The sequence below is a fragment of the Streptomyces kryoterrae genome (genome assembly GCF_054072135.1).
This window is the reverse complement of the sequence record NZ_CM133358.1, coordinates 8,880,949-8,897,714: the sequence shown is the minus strand read 5'-3', so window position 1 is coordinate 8,897,714 and position 16,766 is coordinate 8,880,949. Positions and strand designations below refer to the sequence as shown.

The 16,766-nt window shown below is 70.2% G+C and carries 16 protein-coding genes and 2 pseudogenes; 14 read left to right on the top strand and 4 right to left on the bottom strand.

Annotated features, from left to right (window positions below):
- The first annotated feature begins 2 nt into the window (after positions 1-2).
- From ACW4TU_RS39595 to ACW4TU_RS39570, 6 genes are all read left to right on the top strand, one after another.
- Entirely contained in the window at positions 3-1,265 is a 1,263-nt protein-coding gene (locus ACW4TU_RS39595; protein WP_457421439.1) for an MFS transporter, read from the top strand.
- Between the two features lie 274 nt (positions 1,266-1,539).
- Positions 1,540-1,755, top strand: a complete 216-nt coding sequence (locus tag ACW4TU_RS39590) for a hypothetical protein (RefSeq protein WP_457421437.1) — start codon at positions 1,540-1,542, stop codon at positions 1,753-1,755.
- 61 nt (positions 1,756-1,816) lie between these two features.
- The gene (locus ACW4TU_RS39585) at positions 1,817-2,206 is read left to right on the top strand and encodes a hypothetical protein (protein ID WP_457421435.1); all 390 of its coding nucleotides are present in this window, start codon (positions 1,817-1,819) and stop codon (positions 2,204-2,206) included.
- Positions 2,167-2,655 carry an integrase core domain-containing protein gene (locus tag ACW4TU_RS39580; protein ID WP_457421433.1) on the top strand — a complete coding sequence of 163 codons (489 nt, stop codon included), beginning with the start codon at positions 2,167-2,169 and terminating at the stop codon, positions 2,653-2,655. The genes ACW4TU_RS39585 and ACW4TU_RS39580 overlap by 40 nt, the downstream gene beginning before the upstream one ends.
- A 168-nt stretch (positions 2,656-2,823) precedes the next feature.
- Positions 2,824-3,498 (top strand): hypothetical protein, encoded by a 675-nt coding sequence (locus tag ACW4TU_RS39575; RefSeq protein ID WP_457421431.1) that lies wholly within the window; start codon positions 2,824-2,826, stop codon positions 3,496-3,498.
- Entirely contained in the window at positions 3,495-4,340 is an 846-nt protein-coding gene (locus tag ACW4TU_RS39570; protein ID WP_457421429.1) for an endonuclease/exonuclease/phosphatase family protein, read from the top strand. The genes ACW4TU_RS39575 and ACW4TU_RS39570 overlap by 4 nt, the downstream gene beginning before the upstream one ends.
- A gap of 13 nt (positions 4,341-4,353) precedes the next feature.
- Here ACW4TU_RS39570 and ACW4TU_RS39565 read toward each other — a convergent pair whose 3' ends face one another.
- On the bottom strand, positions 4,354-4,500 hold the full coding sequence (locus ACW4TU_RS39565) for a hypothetical protein (protein ID WP_457421427.1): 147 nt from the start codon (positions 4,498-4,500) through the stop codon (positions 4,354-4,356).
- A 281-nt stretch (positions 4,501-4,781) separates the two neighbouring features.
- Positions 4,782-5,181: pseudogene (locus tag ACW4TU_RS39560) on the bottom strand (transposase); the annotation flags it as partial.
- A 469-nt stretch (positions 5,182-5,650) separates the two neighbouring features.
- On the opposite strand from ACW4TU_RS39560, the gene ACW4TU_RS39555 reads away from it, so the two are divergent.
- The 4 genes from ACW4TU_RS39555 to ACW4TU_RS39540 all read left to right on the top strand — a co-directional run bounded on the left by ACW4TU_RS39555 (position 5,651) and on the right by ACW4TU_RS39540 (position 10,621).
- On the top strand, positions 5,651-6,250 hold the full coding sequence (locus ACW4TU_RS39555; RefSeq protein WP_457421425.1) for a hypothetical protein: 600 nt from the start codon (positions 5,651-5,653) through the stop codon (positions 6,248-6,250).
- Between the two features lie 906 nt (positions 6,251-7,156).
- A complete protein-coding gene (locus ACW4TU_RS39550) occupies positions 7,157-8,386 on the top strand; it encodes a hypothetical protein (RefSeq protein WP_457421423.1) in 1,230 nt (409 codons plus the stop codon).
- Positions 8,387-8,469: 83 nt separating this feature from the next.
- Complete coding sequence (locus tag ACW4TU_RS39545) at positions 8,470-9,963, top strand: histidine kinase (protein ID WP_457421421.1); 1,494 nt, start codon at positions 8,470-8,472, stop codon at positions 9,961-9,963.
- Positions 9,964-9,967: 4 nt separating this feature from the next.
- On the top strand, positions 9,968-10,621 hold the full coding sequence (locus ACW4TU_RS39540) for a response regulator (protein WP_457421419.1): 654 nt from the start codon (positions 9,968-9,970) through the stop codon (positions 10,619-10,621).
- Between the two features lie 159 nt (positions 10,622-10,780).
- Here ACW4TU_RS39540 and ACW4TU_RS39535 read toward each other — a convergent pair whose 3' ends face one another.
- Complete coding sequence (locus tag ACW4TU_RS39535; RefSeq protein ID WP_457421417.1) at positions 10,781-11,737, bottom strand: NAD(P)-dependent alcohol dehydrogenase; 957 nt, start codon at positions 11,735-11,737, stop codon at positions 10,781-10,783.
- Between the two features lie 131 nt (positions 11,738-11,868).
- On the opposite strand from ACW4TU_RS39535, the gene ACW4TU_RS39530 reads away from it, so the two are divergent.
- A complete protein-coding gene (locus ACW4TU_RS39530) occupies positions 11,869-12,786 on the top strand; it encodes a helix-turn-helix transcriptional regulator (RefSeq protein WP_457421415.1) in 918 nt (305 codons plus the stop codon).
- A 48-nt stretch (positions 12,787-12,834) separates the two neighbouring features.
- Here ACW4TU_RS39530 and ACW4TU_RS39525 read toward each other — a convergent pair.
- Positions 12,835-13,661, bottom strand: a pseudogene (locus ACW4TU_RS39525) (thiamine pyrophosphate-dependent enzyme); the annotation flags it as partial.
- 311 nt (positions 13,662-13,972) lie between these two features.
- Between ACW4TU_RS39525 and ACW4TU_RS39520 the strand changes: the two are divergent.
- The 3 genes from ACW4TU_RS39520 to ACW4TU_RS39510 all read left to right on the top strand — a co-directional run bounded on the left by ACW4TU_RS39520 (position 13,973) and on the right by ACW4TU_RS39510 (position 16,715).
- The gene (locus ACW4TU_RS39520) at positions 13,973-14,908 is read left to right on the top strand and encodes a metal ABC transporter solute-binding protein, Zn/Mn family (protein ID WP_457421413.1); all 936 of its coding nucleotides are present in this window, start codon (positions 13,973-13,975) and stop codon (positions 14,906-14,908) included.
- A gap of 74 nt (positions 14,909-14,982) precedes the next feature.
- Positions 14,983-15,837, top strand: coding sequence for a metal ABC transporter ATP-binding protein (locus ACW4TU_RS39515; RefSeq protein ID WP_457430548.1), 855 nt, complete (start codon positions 14,983-14,985; stop codon positions 15,835-15,837).
- Positions 15,834-16,715, top strand: a complete 882-nt coding sequence (locus tag ACW4TU_RS39510; protein ID WP_457421411.1) for a metal ABC transporter permease — start codon at positions 15,834-15,836, stop codon at positions 16,713-16,715. Before ACW4TU_RS39515 ends, ACW4TU_RS39510 begins: the two co-directional genes overlap by 4 nt.
- The last annotated feature ends 51 nt before the right edge of the window (positions 16,716-16,766 follow it).

Below are 16,766 nucleotides of genomic sequence, written 5' to 3'. Positions count from 1 at the left end.
CTATGCGTCTCATACCCGAGGATCGAACACAGCGTTGGCTGGCGCTCGGCAATCTCGTCAACATGGTGGGTACGGGAGCCACTCTTTCGGCCCTCGTGATCTTCCTCGCTCAGGTCAGACACCTGTCCCTGGCGCAAGCGGCCTCACTGCTCACCATCACCGGCCTGGTCGGCATCCTGGGAGCCGTACCGCTGGGTCAGCTCAGCGACCGGTGCGGGCCCCGGGCTGTGGCCATCGGAGCGGAACTGGTCTGCGCGGCCGCCACCTGCGCCCTGCTCTTGGCCGGGAACGTATGGATGTGTGCCCTGGCGCTTGCCGTCAAACAGCTGGCGACCAGTGGAAACACGGCCGCCCGCGCGACGTTGATGGGCAAGCTGGTGCCCCCCGAACGGCGCGCGGCTCTGCGTGCCTACCAGCGCAGCGTCACCAATGTCGGCTTCGCTGTCGGCGCGCTGGCATCCGGGCTGGCCCTGGCCTCGGACAGCACCGCGGCGATCTACGCACTGCTCGGCGTGGACGCGACGACCTTCTGCTTCAGCGCCTTCGCCACGGCCAGGCTGCCGAAAGTAGACCGCGGTGCACGAGGACGTGGAATCGCCGCCGACGCTCTGAGCGACCCCGGCTATCTGTCGGTGGCGGCGCTCAACGCGGTGCACACACTGAACCGGGCCGTGGTGTCCGTGGGCATCCCGCTGTGGGTGGTCTACGGCTCCTCGCTCCCGCGCTGGGCGGTGTCCGCCGCCATGATTCTCAATACGACCGCCATCGTCGTGCTCCAGGTCCCGCTCAGTAAACAGGCCAAGGACGTCCACCGGTCGCGCCGCGCTCTGCTCGCCGCGGGCCTCTGCACCGCGGTCGGCTGCGCCGTGCTTGCCATCGGCAGAGCCTCGCCGACAGCCGTCGTCTGGTTGCTGTTCGTCGTGGCATGCCTGGCACTCGCTCTCGGCGAGATCCTCGGTGCCGCCGCGGGCTGGACGCTCTCGTACGACCTGGCTCCCGATGAGCTGCTGGGGCAGTACCAAGGACTGTGGCAACTCGTCGCGGACGGCTCGTCGAAGGGGGCAGGCCCTGCCGTCATCGGCTGGGCGATCGCGGTCGGCTCTCTCGGCTGGATCGCGCTGGCAGGAGGATTTGCATTGCTGGCCGTATCCAGCCCCGCAATCGTTGGCTGGGCACCGACGCGGACACGCAGACATCGCGCAGCTCAACAGCTGGGTCCCGCTGCCATCACCAACAGTTCCACCACTGGAACGCCACCCCGCTAAACATGCTGGCAGGGCACCGCTCTGGCCTCAGAACCGTACCGCGATCACGTCCGCCGAGGTGGTGTGGTGACGGCCACTCGGCGACCTCCTTCTGAGGCCATGCGGTGAGTTCGGGGGTGTGCTTGCCGGAAACCTCATCCATGCAGGTGAGGGTCTGTCTGGGGGGCAGGGTACTCGCGCGGCTGGTGGTCGCCCCGGCATGATGGCCGGTCGTGCTGCTTCGACCTGCCTGTCTGGGTGTGGCGAACGTGTTCGCCCTGCTGGGCTGCTGCCGGTGAGCAACCAGGACAAGGACGCGGAGATCCTCGCGCTGCGTCATCAGATCACGATGCTGGAACGCCAACTCGGCCGGGATCGGGTGCGGTTCGCCCCGAGTGACCGGGTGTTCCTGGCCGCGCTGCTGCACCGGCTCCCGCGCGGTGTGCTGCGCCGGGCACGGCTGCTGGCGCGCCCGGACACTGTGCTGCGCCTTGCTGCGCCGGCACCGTGACCTGGTCTCGCGCCGCCACGCGGCCCGTTCCCGGCCGGGGCATGCGGGTCGGGCGCGTAACGTGCGCACGATCCGCGTTCTCGTGCTGCGTCTGGCGCGGGAGAATCCCGGCTGGGGCTACCGGCGCATCCACGGCGAGCTGCTGGTTGTGGGCGTGCAGGTGGCCGCCTCCACGGTCTGGGAGATCCTGAAGGAGGCGGGGATCGCACCGGCACCGGAGCGGGGTTCCAGCACCTGGACGGACTTCCTGCGCTCCCAGGGCGATGCCCTGCTGGCATGTGACTTCTTCGAAGCGGTCACCCTGTCCGGGGCGCGGCTGTACGTGTTCACGATGATCGGGCACGCCGGCCGGCGCATCCGCATCCCGGGCGCGACGGCGCCTGGGTGGCACAGGCCGCCAGGAACCTCGTCATGGATCTCCAGGATGCCGGCTGCCGGGCCCGGTTCATGATCCGCGACCGCGACGGGAAGTACCCCACCCTGTTCGACACCGTCCTTGAGGATGCGGGGATCGAGGTCGTACTCAGCGGGATCCGGATGCCGCGGATGAACGCGCTCATGGAACGCTGGATGCAGACCTGCCGACGCGAACTGCTGGACCGCACCCTGGTCCGGAACCAGCGCCACCTGCTCCACGCCCTGCGCGAGTTCGAACAGCACGACAACTCCCACCGGCCCCACCAAGGCATCACAGACGCCCGCCCGCTGCACCCCTGGCACCGCCGATCACCGACCCGGACGCCATCGCCCACCTCGACATACGACGACGCGACCGCCTCGGCGGCACCCTCCACGAGTACCGGCATGCGGCCTGACCTGCACGGACGAGCTTCTCGACAGAGACAGGGCCGGTCGGGCTCAGACCCTCCGGCGGCGTTCAGACACTCGCGCGCCGACTGACTCGCCCTCTGCGACCGGCTATGTTCCGCGCCGCGTCAGAACGGGTAACTTGGGTGCACTGGGGGGGCGCATGCGGTGGATCGTGATCGTGCGGGCGGGGCACTGCTGGTCGGCATCGCCGCGATTGTCTAAGCGGTCGTGGCGTCGGTGGCGCCGTACCGGGACACCATGGCGTTCCGCCCCGCGCACCTGTGCTCCGGAGGCGTACCGACCCCTGTCTCCGCCACCCATGGCTGCATCGCACGCGAGATCGGCAGCGTGACGGGCCGGGACACCCATGTGGAGACGACCACCGATGAGTCCGGGACCACCAAGCAGACCCACGACGACGTGACGTACCGGCGCGCGTCCGGCACGCAGGAGACCAAAGAGGTTGTCTCCTCCGTCTACGATGCCGCCAAGTCCGGGGAGCGGGCGGACCTGGAGACGTGGCGGGGCGAGGTGGTCTGGATCACCGTGGCGGGCCAGAGCGACGGATTCGACCCGTCCACCGAGGGCGCGCTGACAAGCACTGCGGTGCTGGCCTGGGTCGGGCTGGGCCTGCTTCTATGGTTCCTGCTGGGGGACGGCACGCTCCGCCACCTCCTCGGAAACTTCGGCTTCCGGCCCATCGGGTGGGTCCGTTTCGGGTTCTGGACCGTCAGCATGATCCATGACGCCCTGACCTACCAAATGGGCACATCGGACTATGTGTTCCTGGGGGTGCTCTGGTCCTTGTCCCTGGCGCTCTGTGGATACGGAGTGTTCGGCGGCCTTGGGGAGTACCACGGGGAGGACTCCCTGGTGCAGGTGCTGCGCAGGCGCGGGATCCGCGGCAAAGTGCTGCGGAGGGAGGACACGTGACGACCGGCATCGGGAGTATCGGCCTGGCGTCCTTGAACGTCTGCTGCGGGTTGTCCAATCCTCTGCCGCCGGTGAAGGAGCGAGCGGCCGAGTTCTGCCGCCGTCTTGAGCGGGCGGACGTGGACATCGTGAACTTTCAGGAGGTCTGGACATCGGGACTGCGCGGGTTCCTGCGCCGGCACCTGCCGTCCTTCCCGTTTGTCGCCCGCAGGACCGGAGCGCTCGGCCAGCCGGCCGGAGGCCTGGTCTCCTTTTCCAGGACGCCCCTGCGGGCGGTTGGATACGTCTCGTTCCGCGGCACGAAGCCGCAGGCCGGCGGCCCGTTGTTCCGCGCTTCACTGGCGCTGAGCAGCCGCTTGCAGGGGGTGCTGACCTTCGAGGTGTCCGGTCGCCGAACGGTGGTGGGCAATGTGCATCTGACCGCGAACAGGGATGGGGACTGGTCGGCGGGAAATCGGCATGAAGCCCTGCAGGCTGCGCAGTTGAGGAGGGTGCAGCAGGTGTTGCGGGAGGCGCGGGGCGGCGACACGGAACTGGTGATCGTCAGCGGCGACTTCAATCTCTCCAGCGGTTCTGCTCTGTACCAGGAGGTGCTGGACACGGGCACATGGCGGGACCCGTTCGCTGCGGCGGACCTGCCCACCTTCCACGCCGAGTTGCTGCCCGCCGGTGCATCGGCGTACCGGGTCGACTACCTGCTGGTCCAGGGCGACCCCGATCGCTACCCGGTCATCGGAACCGACCGGCTGTTCACGGAGCCGGTCGCGCTGCGGTCGGGCGGCACGACGTTCCTCTCGGACCACGTGGCGCAGGTCGCCAGGGTCGCAGTCCCCCGAGGCTGACAGTTCTGCTCGCTCAGGTCGGGGTTGCTGGGGCTGGGGTGACGAAGAGGGTTTGGGCGGCGCTGCCGATCATGGACTTCTCGTCCATCAGCAGGGTGCCGGTCAGGCCGATGCGGAGTGGTCGAGGTTGGTGCGGGGCCAGGGGGACTCTGCTGCGCAATTGCAGAGCGTCACCGGCGTGTGCCTGGCCTGGCTCGTCGGCTGGGTGGGCAGCACCGCGCGCAGCGGGCATATCGGCAGCGCCGGATGCCCGCTGCGACCGACCCGGGAATTGCGCAGCAGAGTCCAGGGGTGTTTCAAAGTCGGGTTGATCATGTGGGTGGGCTGGTCACGGCGGTGTGACGATGTGCTGGTGGGGCGCTACGAACGCAACGAAGCTCCCGTCGAGAGGGGTGACCTTGCCAAGTCGCCCTGTTCAACCGGAGATGCTCCTATCTCTTGTCAAGCGGCCTGCGCGAGGTCGATTGTTGTGACGTTCGCGCAGGTCAGTGCCCTGAAGACCTCGCGGGCTATGTACCGTTTGAGGCAGCGGACGATGTCCTTCTTCTGGAGCCCCCGCGCGGTGCGGCGGGCGACGTAATCGGGTGCGGCGGTCGTGCTGCATCCGGACCACAGCGATGCGGGAGAGAGCGGCTTTGGCGGATCGGGTTCCGCCGTGGTTGAGCCGGTGACGGTCGCGGCGCCCGGAGGAGGCGGGGATCGGAGCGGCGCCGCACAGGCGGGCGAAGGCGGCTTCGGAGCGCAGTCGTTCGGGGTTGTCACCAACAGCGGCGAGGATGCGGGCGGCGGTTTCGGGCCCAACGCCGTTCACGGCCAGGAGGTCCGGGGCCGCCTCGGGGGTCGGGCTGACGGTGTCCCGGACCGGGCCGCGACCGCCACGGGGCCGGGCGCGACGGCCGTCAGCGGCAGCATGACAGTGGTGCAGCAGCGCCGTGGACCGCAGGAGCCGGCGGCTGCCTGGCCGCACCAGATCGGCGTCATCCCGCCCTCGGCGGACCCCTTCCAGCACCGTGCCGAGGCGGAGAAGCTTCGGACGGCGATCGACGGTGGCGGGATCGCCGTGCTGCACCAAGTCCAGGCGGGCGGGGGCGTGCCGGGCCAGGTCCTGACCGGTATGGGCGGGGTGGGCAAGACCCAGCTTGCCGTCGACTACGCCCGCGCCGCCTGGGTGGACGGCACTCTGGACGTCCTGGTCTGGATTACTGCCAGTACCCGCTTGGCGGTCGTGACCGGATACGCGCAGGCCGGCATCGAGCTGTGCCGGGCTGACCCCGAAGGCCGCAGCGCAGCCGTGCCGGTGGCTGATCGTTTTGGACGACGTAGCCGACCCCGACGACCTGCGCGGCCTGTGGCCGCCCGCCAGCGAACACGGCCGGACCCTGGTCACCACACGACGCCGGGATGCCACCCTGACCGGAGATGGCCGCCGCGCCCTGGTCGAGGTCGGCCTGTTCACGAAGGATGAGACCCTCGCCTACCTCACCGCTTCCCTGGCCGCGCACGGCCGCACCGAGCCCGAAGCCCAGCTCGCCGCGCTCGCCGCCGACCTCGGTCACCTGCCCTTGGCCCTGGCCCAGGCCGCCGCCTACCTGGTTGACCCCGGCGACGACGTGGCCGCCTACCGCGCCCTGCTGACCGACCGCACCACCACCCTCGCCGATGCCGCCCCCGACGCGCTACCCGACGAACAGGCCCTGCCGCTGGCCGCCGCCTGGTCCCTGTCCATCGGCCGCGCCGACACCCTCCGCCCCGCCGGCCTGGCCCGTCCCCTGCTCCACCTGGCCGCCCTGCTCGATGCCAACGGCATCCCCCAGGATGTGCTGACCAGTACCCCCGCTCACCCACCTCACCGCACACCGCACCCGGACCACCCCCACACCCTGGCCGTTCGACACGTACTCGCTCGATGACGGGAGAAGTTCTGGCCAGGGACGACGGCCAGAGCGCCGAGTAGCGATCGTTCGTGAGACGCGGAGATCTACACGGCGTTCCCGCCTGCCTCGATTCTCCTCGTGCCCACACCCCGGGACACGGAATTCCCCGCAGACCCCCAGAGGGGCGACGCAGTAAGAGCTCCCTACGTTGTTCTGCGACAGCCCTGCCCGTCACCTTGCCGGTGGCCCACCGCATCTTCAGTGCGCATCTACACTCATCAGCCCACGCCGCGAGGGCTCAGCTGCGAAATTGCTGGCGGGCAAGTTCGCACAGTAGGGGGTCAGGTGCCGCGCCAGTTGAACGAGCGTCAACTGCAGGTGCTGCGGCGGGTCGGGCAAGGCTGCCCTGAGGGTATATGGCAGGGAGAGGCGCACAAGCTCAGCTGCCAGGCCCTACAGAGCCGAGGACTGGTCAAAGTCTCCAGAGGGAAAGGGTCATGGTCCGCGACGCTCACGACCGCCGGCCAGCATTTCCTCGACCACGGCAGCCGTCCCCACGACAAATCTCGTGCCACCGGTACCGCTCCCGTGCGGAAAACTGCAGCGCAGCCGACAGTCGCCTCCGGCAGGCAGAAAGCCGGCAACCCGAACAGCACGGCCGCCACGAGGCCGACGGCCATCATCACCCAGCCCGGGTCAGGCCCGCGTCGCCCTGAGCGTCGTAATCCTCCGCGCCTCGAAGGGCACGGTGTTTCATTGCCCGCTCGTCTCTCCGGTCGTCGTATGACGGAGCGCTCGGGGACACCTGTGTTCCGTAGGCGATCGGCCGATCGGACCGGGAGTGTGGCCGATCGGCCGATGCCGTGGTGGGCGGGGTGCGCCTAGCGTCGTATCGAGCAGGACACCGCACTTCGAGGGGAACGTTCGATGGACCAGCGAGGGATGATCGCAGCACACGCCGACGCCACGGCCGTGGTCGGAGCGACCACGGAGTTCGAGCCGGACGTCATGGACCTGCTCGTGGAGACACTGCGTCGTGCCGTCAGGTTCGCGTTGCCGGCCGCGGGGACGGACACTTTGCTCGGCGCGCTCGTGATGGGGGACACGGACGCCGGTGCGGCGATCGCCCCGGGGATGCGGAGAGCTGGTTCGCTCAGCGGCGTGATCTCCGGCCGGGCGGGCGGTGGTTGGGTGAGCGACGACGAGGCGTACGGTGCGCCGGTCGCGGCCGGTGCGGAAACCGATGGAGCCGAGGTCGACGCCGCGTGGGGTGAGGCACAGTGGCGCTTCGGCCTCGGTTCGCGTGGATCCGCTTCGGAGAGCGGCCAGGTGCTGCCCGGGATGACCGGGGCGATGCGCGCGTGCCTGCTGCTCGCGCTCAGGTCGGCCCGCGCCGAGGGGACGATCTCGGTGCGCTGCCGCCATGTGGCCCGAGCCCTGCTGGATCTGCCGGACAGCCGGGCACGGGAAGCCCTGCTGCTGCAGAGGTTGGATCCGGCCGCCGCGGCGACCACGCTCGACGGACTGGACGCGAGCGCCCCGGCGGAGACCGAGGGACCGGAATCCCGCGGCGTCACCCTTCTTCGGCGGGCCGGAACGCTGGGCAAGGACGGCAACCGCCTGACCCGCGCGCTGACTTCGTGGACCTCCGGGACCGCCGTGAACGGCTCACCGGTGCTGTTCGCGGTGTCCGTCGAGGCCGTCCGGCAAGCGGTACGGTGCGGGCGCTCGGCGGCGGAGCCGGTGGATCTTCTGCTGGGGGTACTGGCCCTGGACCGGGCGCTGTTCGTTGCCGGGCGCGCGCTTCCCGGGAGTCTGAGGACCGCCAACGCCGCCGCGGCCCTGATGCGTCGGCACGGCATACGGCAGGATTTCCTGGTCTTCTCGGCTTCGGCGGTCCCGTCCCCCGCTCCCGACAGCGACGGGAACGGGGACGGTGGCAGCGTGCGGCTGTCCGCCGCCGCGGACCGGATCATGGCGGTCGCACGACTGTCCGCCGCCGAGCATGGTTCGCCCACGGTCGGTACGGTCCACCTGTTGTCCGCGTTGCTCGACGCGTCGGCGACGGGTGTGGACGCCGGGGGCGGTGGTGCGGTCGTACGGTTGCTGACCGCCGGTCAGGTGGACGTGGCCGCGTTGCGGGCAGAGTTGAGCCTCCGGCTGGGCGCATGACACCCGAGGCCCGCCGTGCGTTGACCGCCGCCGCCACAGCTACCGTTCCTCCCGGGAGATACGAGGGCGGAACAGGGGTGATCATGAGTCAGGTGGCCGAAGACGCAGTGCCGCCGCGCCCGTTCGTACGGCTGGGGCGCACGCTTGCCGGTGTACCTCGGTGGGTGGGCCGCGAGACGTCCGAGGGCTGGGCCGGGGTACGTGCCGCCGAGCGCCGTACGGTCGTCGTCGAAGTGCTGGTCTGTGCCCTGGTGGCAGCCTTCTGTCTGTTGCCGCTGCTGTTTGCGCCCCCGGAACGGCCGGTGTCCGCGGTGCTGGAGGGGGTGTGGGCGGCGCTGGTCGTCCCCGCTCGGCGCGGTCGGCCGGTCGCCGCCGTGGTGTGCGCCTCCTTTCTGGTCGTGGGCGCCAACATATGGACGCTGGCGGTGGTGCCGCTGATCGTGCTGTCCGCCACCCGCCGCATCGCACCGCCACGGCGTGTGTGGCAGGTCGCCGGGGTGGCCTGCGCCGCCGTCGGTGTCCTGACCGTCGCCTCCGCCCTGGTCCACTCCGATGCCCTGCTGTGGGAACTGGCCGGCAACGCGGTCTCGGCGATGCTGCTCGTGCTGCTCCCCGCCCTGGCAGGGAGCCTGCTGGGACGGCGGCGCCCCCTGGTCAGCCTGCTGCGTGAACGCAACGCCTATCTGGAACAGACCCGTACGCTGACCGCCGAGGCCGCCCGAGCGGAGGAACGGACCAGGATCGCGGGAGAGATGCACGATCTCCTGGGCCACCGGCTGAGCCTGATCTCCGTACACGCCGGGGCACTTGAACTCGCCACCGCGCGACAGGCACCCACCTTGGTCGGACAGGCCGAGCTGCTGCGTACGACCGCGGGTACGGCCATGGGAGAACTGCGCGAGATCCTCGGTGTCCTGCGGCACGTGGACGTCTTGGACTCGACGGAGAGAACAGGGGACGAGCGGGGAACGCGGGGGGACATCACCGCTCTGGTGACGGAGTCCCGCCGGACAGGTAGCACCGTCGAACTGGACTGGTCCGTTCCGGACACGGCCGAAGTGGGCCTCGCCACGCGTCAGGCGATCCACCGCGTGGTGCGCGAAGGGCTCACGAACGTCCTGAAGCACGCGTCCGGCGCACCCACCAAAGTGGAGGTCAAAGGCACGGACAGGGGGATCGAGGTGTCCGTCACCAACGAGGCACCACGCGCGGCGGGCCGCTCCCAAGGAGGAAGCCACAGCGGACTGGCCGGGTGCCATGAACGGATCTCGTTGCTCGGCGGCACGTTCGCAGCGGGCGCCTTGGCGAACGGCGGTTTCCGCATGACGACCTGGCTGCCCACCCATGGGAACGGACCCCGTGAATTCGCCGCGCCCGAGAGGGCCTTGGCCGAAACCGCTCCGGACACGGCCCGCCTTCCCTCCGGCGGCATCGGGCAGGAAGGGTCCCGTGCCCCGTTGTCGGACGAGATCCTGACCTGGCCTCGGGTCCTGGGATCGGGCTGTGTGGCGCTGCTGGTGATCCTGCCGACCGTGGGCTTCCTCGTCGTACTGCTGACGACGGCGGTCCTAAGATGAGCTGATGATCCGAGTCCTGATCGCCGACGACGAGGCACTGATGCGTGCGGGAATCCGGATGATTCTGGAGAACGCCGAGGACATCGAGGTGGTCGCCGAGGCGGGCGACGGCCGGGAAGCCGCGGCGGCCTGCCGCGCCCAGGACGTCGACGTCGCCCTCCTGGACATCCAGATGCCTGACCGGGACGGAATCGCGGCCGCCGAGGACATCGCCAGGCTCTCGCCCCGCACCTGTGTCGTGATGCTGACGGCGTTCGGCGAGGAAGCGAGCGTGACACGCGCCCTGCGGGCCGGGGCGAGCGGATTCCTCCTCAAGGACACCGGTCCGGTCGAACTGATCCGCGCCGTGCAACTCGCCGCGAGAGGTGAACCGGTCCTGGCACCCAGGATCACCCGACAGCTACTGGAACGGCACGTACGGTCCGGCCGGGACACCGAGGCCGCTCTGCGCAGGACCGAAGAACTGACCCCGGCCGAACGGGATGTCCTGCGACTGCTCGGCACGGGCCTGTCCAACGCGGAGATCGCCGAACAGCTGTATCTGAGCGCCGGCACGGTCAAGGCGCACATCAGCCGGATCCTCATCCGCACGGGCTGCGCCAACCGCGTGCAGGCCGCCGTCCTCGCCCACGACGCCGGGCTGCTCACCGATCGTTGAGCCGGCCCTCCGTCTCCCCGCACGAGCGTGCGGGGCGGCAGTGCCGCGGGACATCGGCGGGCGCCGAGTCGTCACCGGACGGGCAGGCAGACAGCCCGGAGAGGGCCGGTCGGCGGGTGTCCGCACCACGCGTTGCCCGACCGTCGTCGAACCGGAACCTCACAGCCCGGCGGACACCGCGATCACGTGCTTGCCCACGCTGCCGCCGCGCTCGAAAGCCTGGTGCGCGGCGGTGATGTCCGCGAGCGGGTGGATCCCGTCGACCACCGCGCGCAGTGCACCCGACGTGACATGGTCGGCCAGATCGCGCAGCATGGCGGTATCGGGATTGGCGCTGAAGGTACGGATGCGGCGGGCGCCGTAGACGCTGGATGCCGCGATCGCGGCCAGGGCGGGGGCCGACAGGCCGACGGTGACCATCCGGCCTCCCTTCGCCAACCGTCCTCGGTAGCAATGCAGTTCCGAACCCACGGTGTCGACAATGACGTCGAACGGCCCGATCCGGTCCGAGGTGGTGGAGCCGTAGTCGAGGACCTCGTCGGCACCCAGACCGGTGAGGACCTGGGCGTGGCGGTCGCGGGCCAGCGCGGTCACATGGCAGCCCAACGCGTGGGCCAGTTGTACGGCGGCCGTGCCGACTCCGCCCGCCGCGCCGCGTATCAGGACCCGTTCCCCGCTCGCCAGGTGCACGCTGTCGCGCAGCGCCGTCAGCGCGGTCGTGCCCGCGACCACGAGTGAGGCCGCGTCGACCGATGAGAGGCCGTCCGGAACGGGCGCGACGCGGTCCACGGGAACCACGACGTACTCGGCCGCCCCACCGACGGTGTGCCGCTGCCTCGGGTGCACCGTGCCCCACACACGTTCACCGACCCGGACCCCCTCCGCACCGACGCCGGTCGCGGCGACGGTGCCCGCGAAGTCCAGACCCACCCCGATCGGGAAGCGGCGCCCCGACATGAACTTCAACTCCCCGGCGCGGACGATCACATCGTGCCCGTTCACACTGGACGCCTCGACCGACACCAGGACCTCACCCGCACCCGGAGTCGGGCGGTCCACATCGTTGACCCGCAGAACGTCCGGGGCACCGTAACTCGTGATCTGGGCGGCCTTCATGTCGCTGTTCCTCTCGTGGACGGCTGTCGTAGGTCCGATCATGGACCCCGTCGGCGGTTTCACGGTCGTTCGCCTTTTCCTGGGACTGCCAGACCCACCCTCGCAAGGCGCGCCCCGGGCATACTGCTGCCGTGACCGACGACCTCCTCGCACTGACCGAACACCCCGACCCCCGACGTGAACTCGCCGAGTTCCTACGGACCCGCCGTACCCGGCTGCGGCCGCAGGACGTCGGCCTGGAACCCGGCCCGAGACGGCGCGTCGCCGGGCTGCGGCGTGAGGAACTGGCCCTGCTGGCCGGGGTGAGCGCGGACTACTACCAGCGCATGGAGCAGGGACGCGACGTACGGCCTTCCGAGCAGGTCCTGGACGCCCTCGCGCGCGCCCTCAACTTCTCCGCGGAGGAGTCCCGGCACCTGCACAGCCTCGCCGCCGCCGCACGCACCCCCGCTCGCCGGCCTCGCCACCACGTGCCGGAAGAGGTACCGCCCACGACGTTGCGACTGTTGCGCACCATGACCTCGCCCGCCGTGGTCATCGGCCGTTTCCTGGATGTGCTGGCCTGGAACCCGCTGGCCGGTGCCCTGTTGGGCGAGTTCACCCAGCGGCCTCGAACCGAGCGGAACCTGCTGGCCCTGCTGCTGCACCCCGAGGCCGACCAGGCCTGCCCGGAACGGGCGGCCACCGTCGGCGAGTTGACCGCGATGCTGCGCGCGCAGGTCGCCGCCGACCCGGGGCACCCGCGCGCCGTGCAGCTGGTCGGTGAACTCGCGGTGCACAGCGCCGAGTTCGCCACGATATGGGCTCGCCACGACGTGGCGGACACCACGCGCGGCCGGATGCGCGTCAACCATCCGCTGGTCGGGGAACTGAATCTGGACTGGGACGCCTACCCGATGCCCGGCGCGCCCGGCCCCGTGGTGATCGTCTATACCGCCGAGGAGGGCGGACCCGACGACGAGCGCCTCCAGCTGCTCGCCGGCCTGCTCAACAGCACTGACCCGTCCTCGACCTCCGCCTCGCGGCGCACGGAATCCGGACCGATGTGATCAGCGCAGCACCCCGGCTTCCCCACACGAGCTTCCTACCGGGCGGGTTCAGGGCCGTGGAATGTTGCGCAGGTTGGCCCTGGCCAGGTCGAGCATCTTGCCGACACCTCCGTTGAGTACCGTCCTGCCTGCACCAGACACGGCCCGTCGTACGCCAGCGCCTCCCGCAGGCCTTCGCGGACCTGGTCGGGCTTCTCGATGCGGATCGAGTCGATTCCGACCCCCGCGGGCGATGGCGGCGTAGTCCACCGGCTCGTGGTCGGTCGCGTAGTCGGGCATGCCGTCGACCATCATCTGCAGCTTGACCATGCCGAGGGAGGAGTTGTTGAAGACAATCGTCTTCACCGGCCGGTTGTGCAGTTTGACGGTGAGCAGCTCACCCATGAGCATGCCGAGGCCGCCGTCGCCCGACATCGAGATCACCTGTCGGCCGGGGTGGGCGAACTGGGCGCCGATGGCGTGCGGGAGAGCGTTGGCCATGGTGCCGTGCCGGAACGAACCGATCACCCGGCGGCGGCCGTTGGGTGTGAGGTAGCGGGCCGCCCACACGTTGCACATACCCGTGTCGATGGTGAACACCGCGTCGTCGTCGCCGAGTTCGTCGAGGACCGACGCAGGGTACTCGGGGTGGATCGGCACCTGGTGCTCGACGTCACGGGTGTAGGCGGAGACCACGCTCTCCAGGGACTTGGCATGGTGGCGCGGGGTCCGGTCCAGGTATGAGAGGTCGCGCTTCACCTCGACCAGCGGCAGCACGGCGCGCAGCGTCTCCCCCACGTCGCCGCGCACGCCGGTTCCAGTGTGGTCCGGCGCCCGATCCGCCCCGCGTCGTGGTCGATCTGCACGGTGTTGGCCTGCGGCAGGAAGTCGTCGTACTCCAGTCGCCGCCGGCCAGTCGGAGCGCCTGGGGCGCGCTCTCGCGGAGCACCCCGAGGTCCACTTCGCCGCGGTCGCCACCGGCCACGCCAACCTCGTCGCGTCCGTCGGCGGCCCCAGCACGGGTCACCCGCACTCGCCTACGAACCGACGCCCTGACCAGCGGAGCCCCAGGGCACCGGAGTGCCGGAGCAGCGCGTCAAGTGTTGGCAATGGTTTTCATATGGATCGGGATCAGCGATGTTTTTGACATTCATTTCCATCTACTGTGACGCACGCACCCTTGCTGACCCCCTGTCGTGGAGGATCCATGTCCCCGTCCCCGTCCCGGCGCCTCGCCCTGATCACCGGCGCCTCGCTGGCCCTCCTGACGGGGTGCGGCAGTTCGTCGGACTCCGGCGGTGACGGGAGCGGTGCGCAGGATCCGGTCGCCTCGTCCCAGGTCGCCGTGGTCGCGTCCACCAACGTCTACGGTGACATCGTCGAGCAGATAGGTGGCGCGAAGGTCGACGTCACGTCGGTCATCAGCGACCCCGACCAGGACCCGCACTCCTACGAAGCCAACACCCAGAACCAGCTGGCGCTCTCGAAGGCGAAGGTCGTCGTCGAGAACGGCGGCGGCTACGACGACTTCGTCGACCGGATGCTGAAGAGCGGCGGCTCCTCGGCCGAGGTCATCAACGCCGTCAAGGTCTCCGGGAAGACCGCCCCGAAGGGCGGCGAGCTCAATGAGCACGTCTGGTACGACTTCCCGACCGTCGCGAAGATCGCCGACCGTATCGCCGCCGCCCTGGGCAAGGCCGACGCCGCCGACTCCGCCCTCTTCACCAAGAACGCCGAGGCCTTCAAGGCGAAGCTCACGGTGCTGGAGGCGAAGGAAGCGCAGATCAAGAAGGAGCACGCCGGCGAGGGCATCGCCATCACCGAACCCGTGCCGCTCTACCTGACCACCGCGAGCGGGCTGGTGAACAAGACGCCCGAGCAGTTCAGCGAGGCCATCGAGGAGGGCGACGACGTCTCCCCCCGGGTCCTGCAGGCCACACTGGCGGTGTTCGGCGACAAGCAGGTCGAGGCGCTGGTCTACAACGAGCAGACCTCCGGCCCGCAGACCGAGAAGTCCAAGGCCGCGGCCAAGGCGGCCGGTATCCCCGTCGTACCGGTGACGGAGACCCTGCCGGCCGGCAAGAACTACCTCGGCTGGATGACCTCCAACGTGGACGCGCTCGCGAGCGCGCTCGCCAAGTGAGGCAGCCGGCCCCGGCCGTCGTACCCCGCGCCCGCCGGGGTGAGGGGCGGGCCGGGGGCAGCGACTCGGGTGCGGTGGTCAGCCTGCGCGGCGCCGAACTGTCGTACGGCGCACGGGTGGTGTGGCAGGGCCTCGACCTGGATGTGCGGCCGGGCGAGTTCCTGGCCGTGCTCGGGCCGAACGGTTCGGGCAAGACCAGTTTCGTCCGGGCCCTGCTGGGCCGGCAGCCCCTGTCCGCCGGCACCCTGACCGTCCTCGGCGGGCCCCCGCGCGAGGCCGGCCGGCACCTCGGGTACGTCCCTCAGCAGGCGGAACTGTCCGCGCAGGCGATGCTGCGCGCCCGCGATCTCGTACGATTCGGCATCGACGGGCACCGCTTCGGACCCCGGCTGCGTACGGGCGCCGTCCGCCGCCGGGTCGACGAGGTCCTCGCCTCCGTCGGCGCCTCGGCGTACGCCGATGTCCCCCTCGGCATGCTGTCCGGCGGCGAACGGCAGCGCGTCCGTATCGGGCAGGCCCTGGCGACCGACCCGCGCATCCTGCTCTGCGACGAGCCCCTGCTCTCCCTCGACCTGAACCACCAGCGGGCCGTCACCGAACTCGTGGACGCCCGCCGCCGGTCCCACGGCACGTCCGTGGTCTTCGTGACCCATGAGATCAACCCGGTGCTCGGCCTGGTCGACCGCGTGCTGTACCTCGCGCCGGGCGGTCACCGGATCGGGACACCGGAGGAGGTGCTGACCTCTCGGTCCCTGTCGCAGCTGTACGGCACACAGGTCGACGTCCTCCGTGTCCAGGGGCGGGTCGTGGTCGTCGGCGCCCCCGACGGACCGGCCGCACCCCCGCATCACGCCCATGACACCTCCCACGACACATCCCACGAGGCCGCCCGTCAGGCTGTCCTTCAGACCGAGGAAGTACGCCGATGACGCTCGCCGAGGGGGTCTGGCACCAGATCTTCAGCTTCGAGAACTACGGCGAGCTCCTGGCGCTGGTCCGCAACTCCCTCATCGCGGGTGCGGCGCTCGGCCTCGTCGGCGGTCTGGCCGGGGTCTTCGTCACCATGCGCGACCTGCCCTTCGCGGTGCACGGCATCAGCGAGCTGTCCTTCGCGGGCGCGTCGGCGGCGCTGCTGCTGGGGGCGAACATCGTGGCGGGCTCGATCGTGGGGTCGCTCCTGGCGGCCGGCGCGATCGGCCTTCTGGGCGCGCGGGCCCGTGACCGCAACTCGGCCATCGGGATCCTCATGCCGTTCGGTCTCGGGCTCGGCGTGCTCTTCCTCGCCCTCTACAAGGGCCGGGCAGCCAACAAGTTCGGTCTGCTCACCGGGCAGATCGTCGCCGTCGACACCCCGCAGATGACCTGGCTCCTGGGCACCTCCGCGCTGGTCCTGGTCGCCCTGGCCGTCATCTGGCGGCCGTTGACCTTCGCCAGCGCCGACCCGGACGTCGCCGCCGCCCGTGGCGTGCCGGTACGCGCACTGTCCTTCGCCTTCATGATCGTGCTCGGCCTCACCGTCGCCCTGTCGGTCCAGGTCGTCGGGGCTCTGCTGGTCCTGACCCTCGTCGTCACGCCCGCCGCGGCTGCCGCCCGCGTCACCGCGTCCCCGGTGCTGCTGCCGCTGCTCAGCGTGGTCTTCGCCGTGCTCTCCATCGAGGGCGGCATCCTGCTGGCCCTGGGCAGCTCCATCCCCATCAGCCCGTACGTCACGACGATCTCGTTCACGATCTACGCGCTGTGCCGCCTGGCCGGCACCTACCGCACCCGGCGGTGGGGAGGCAGGAGGACAGCCCCGCAGCCCGCCTGACACAGGCCCCTCTCACATCGGGCGGTCCCGCACCACCCCTTGTCACCCACG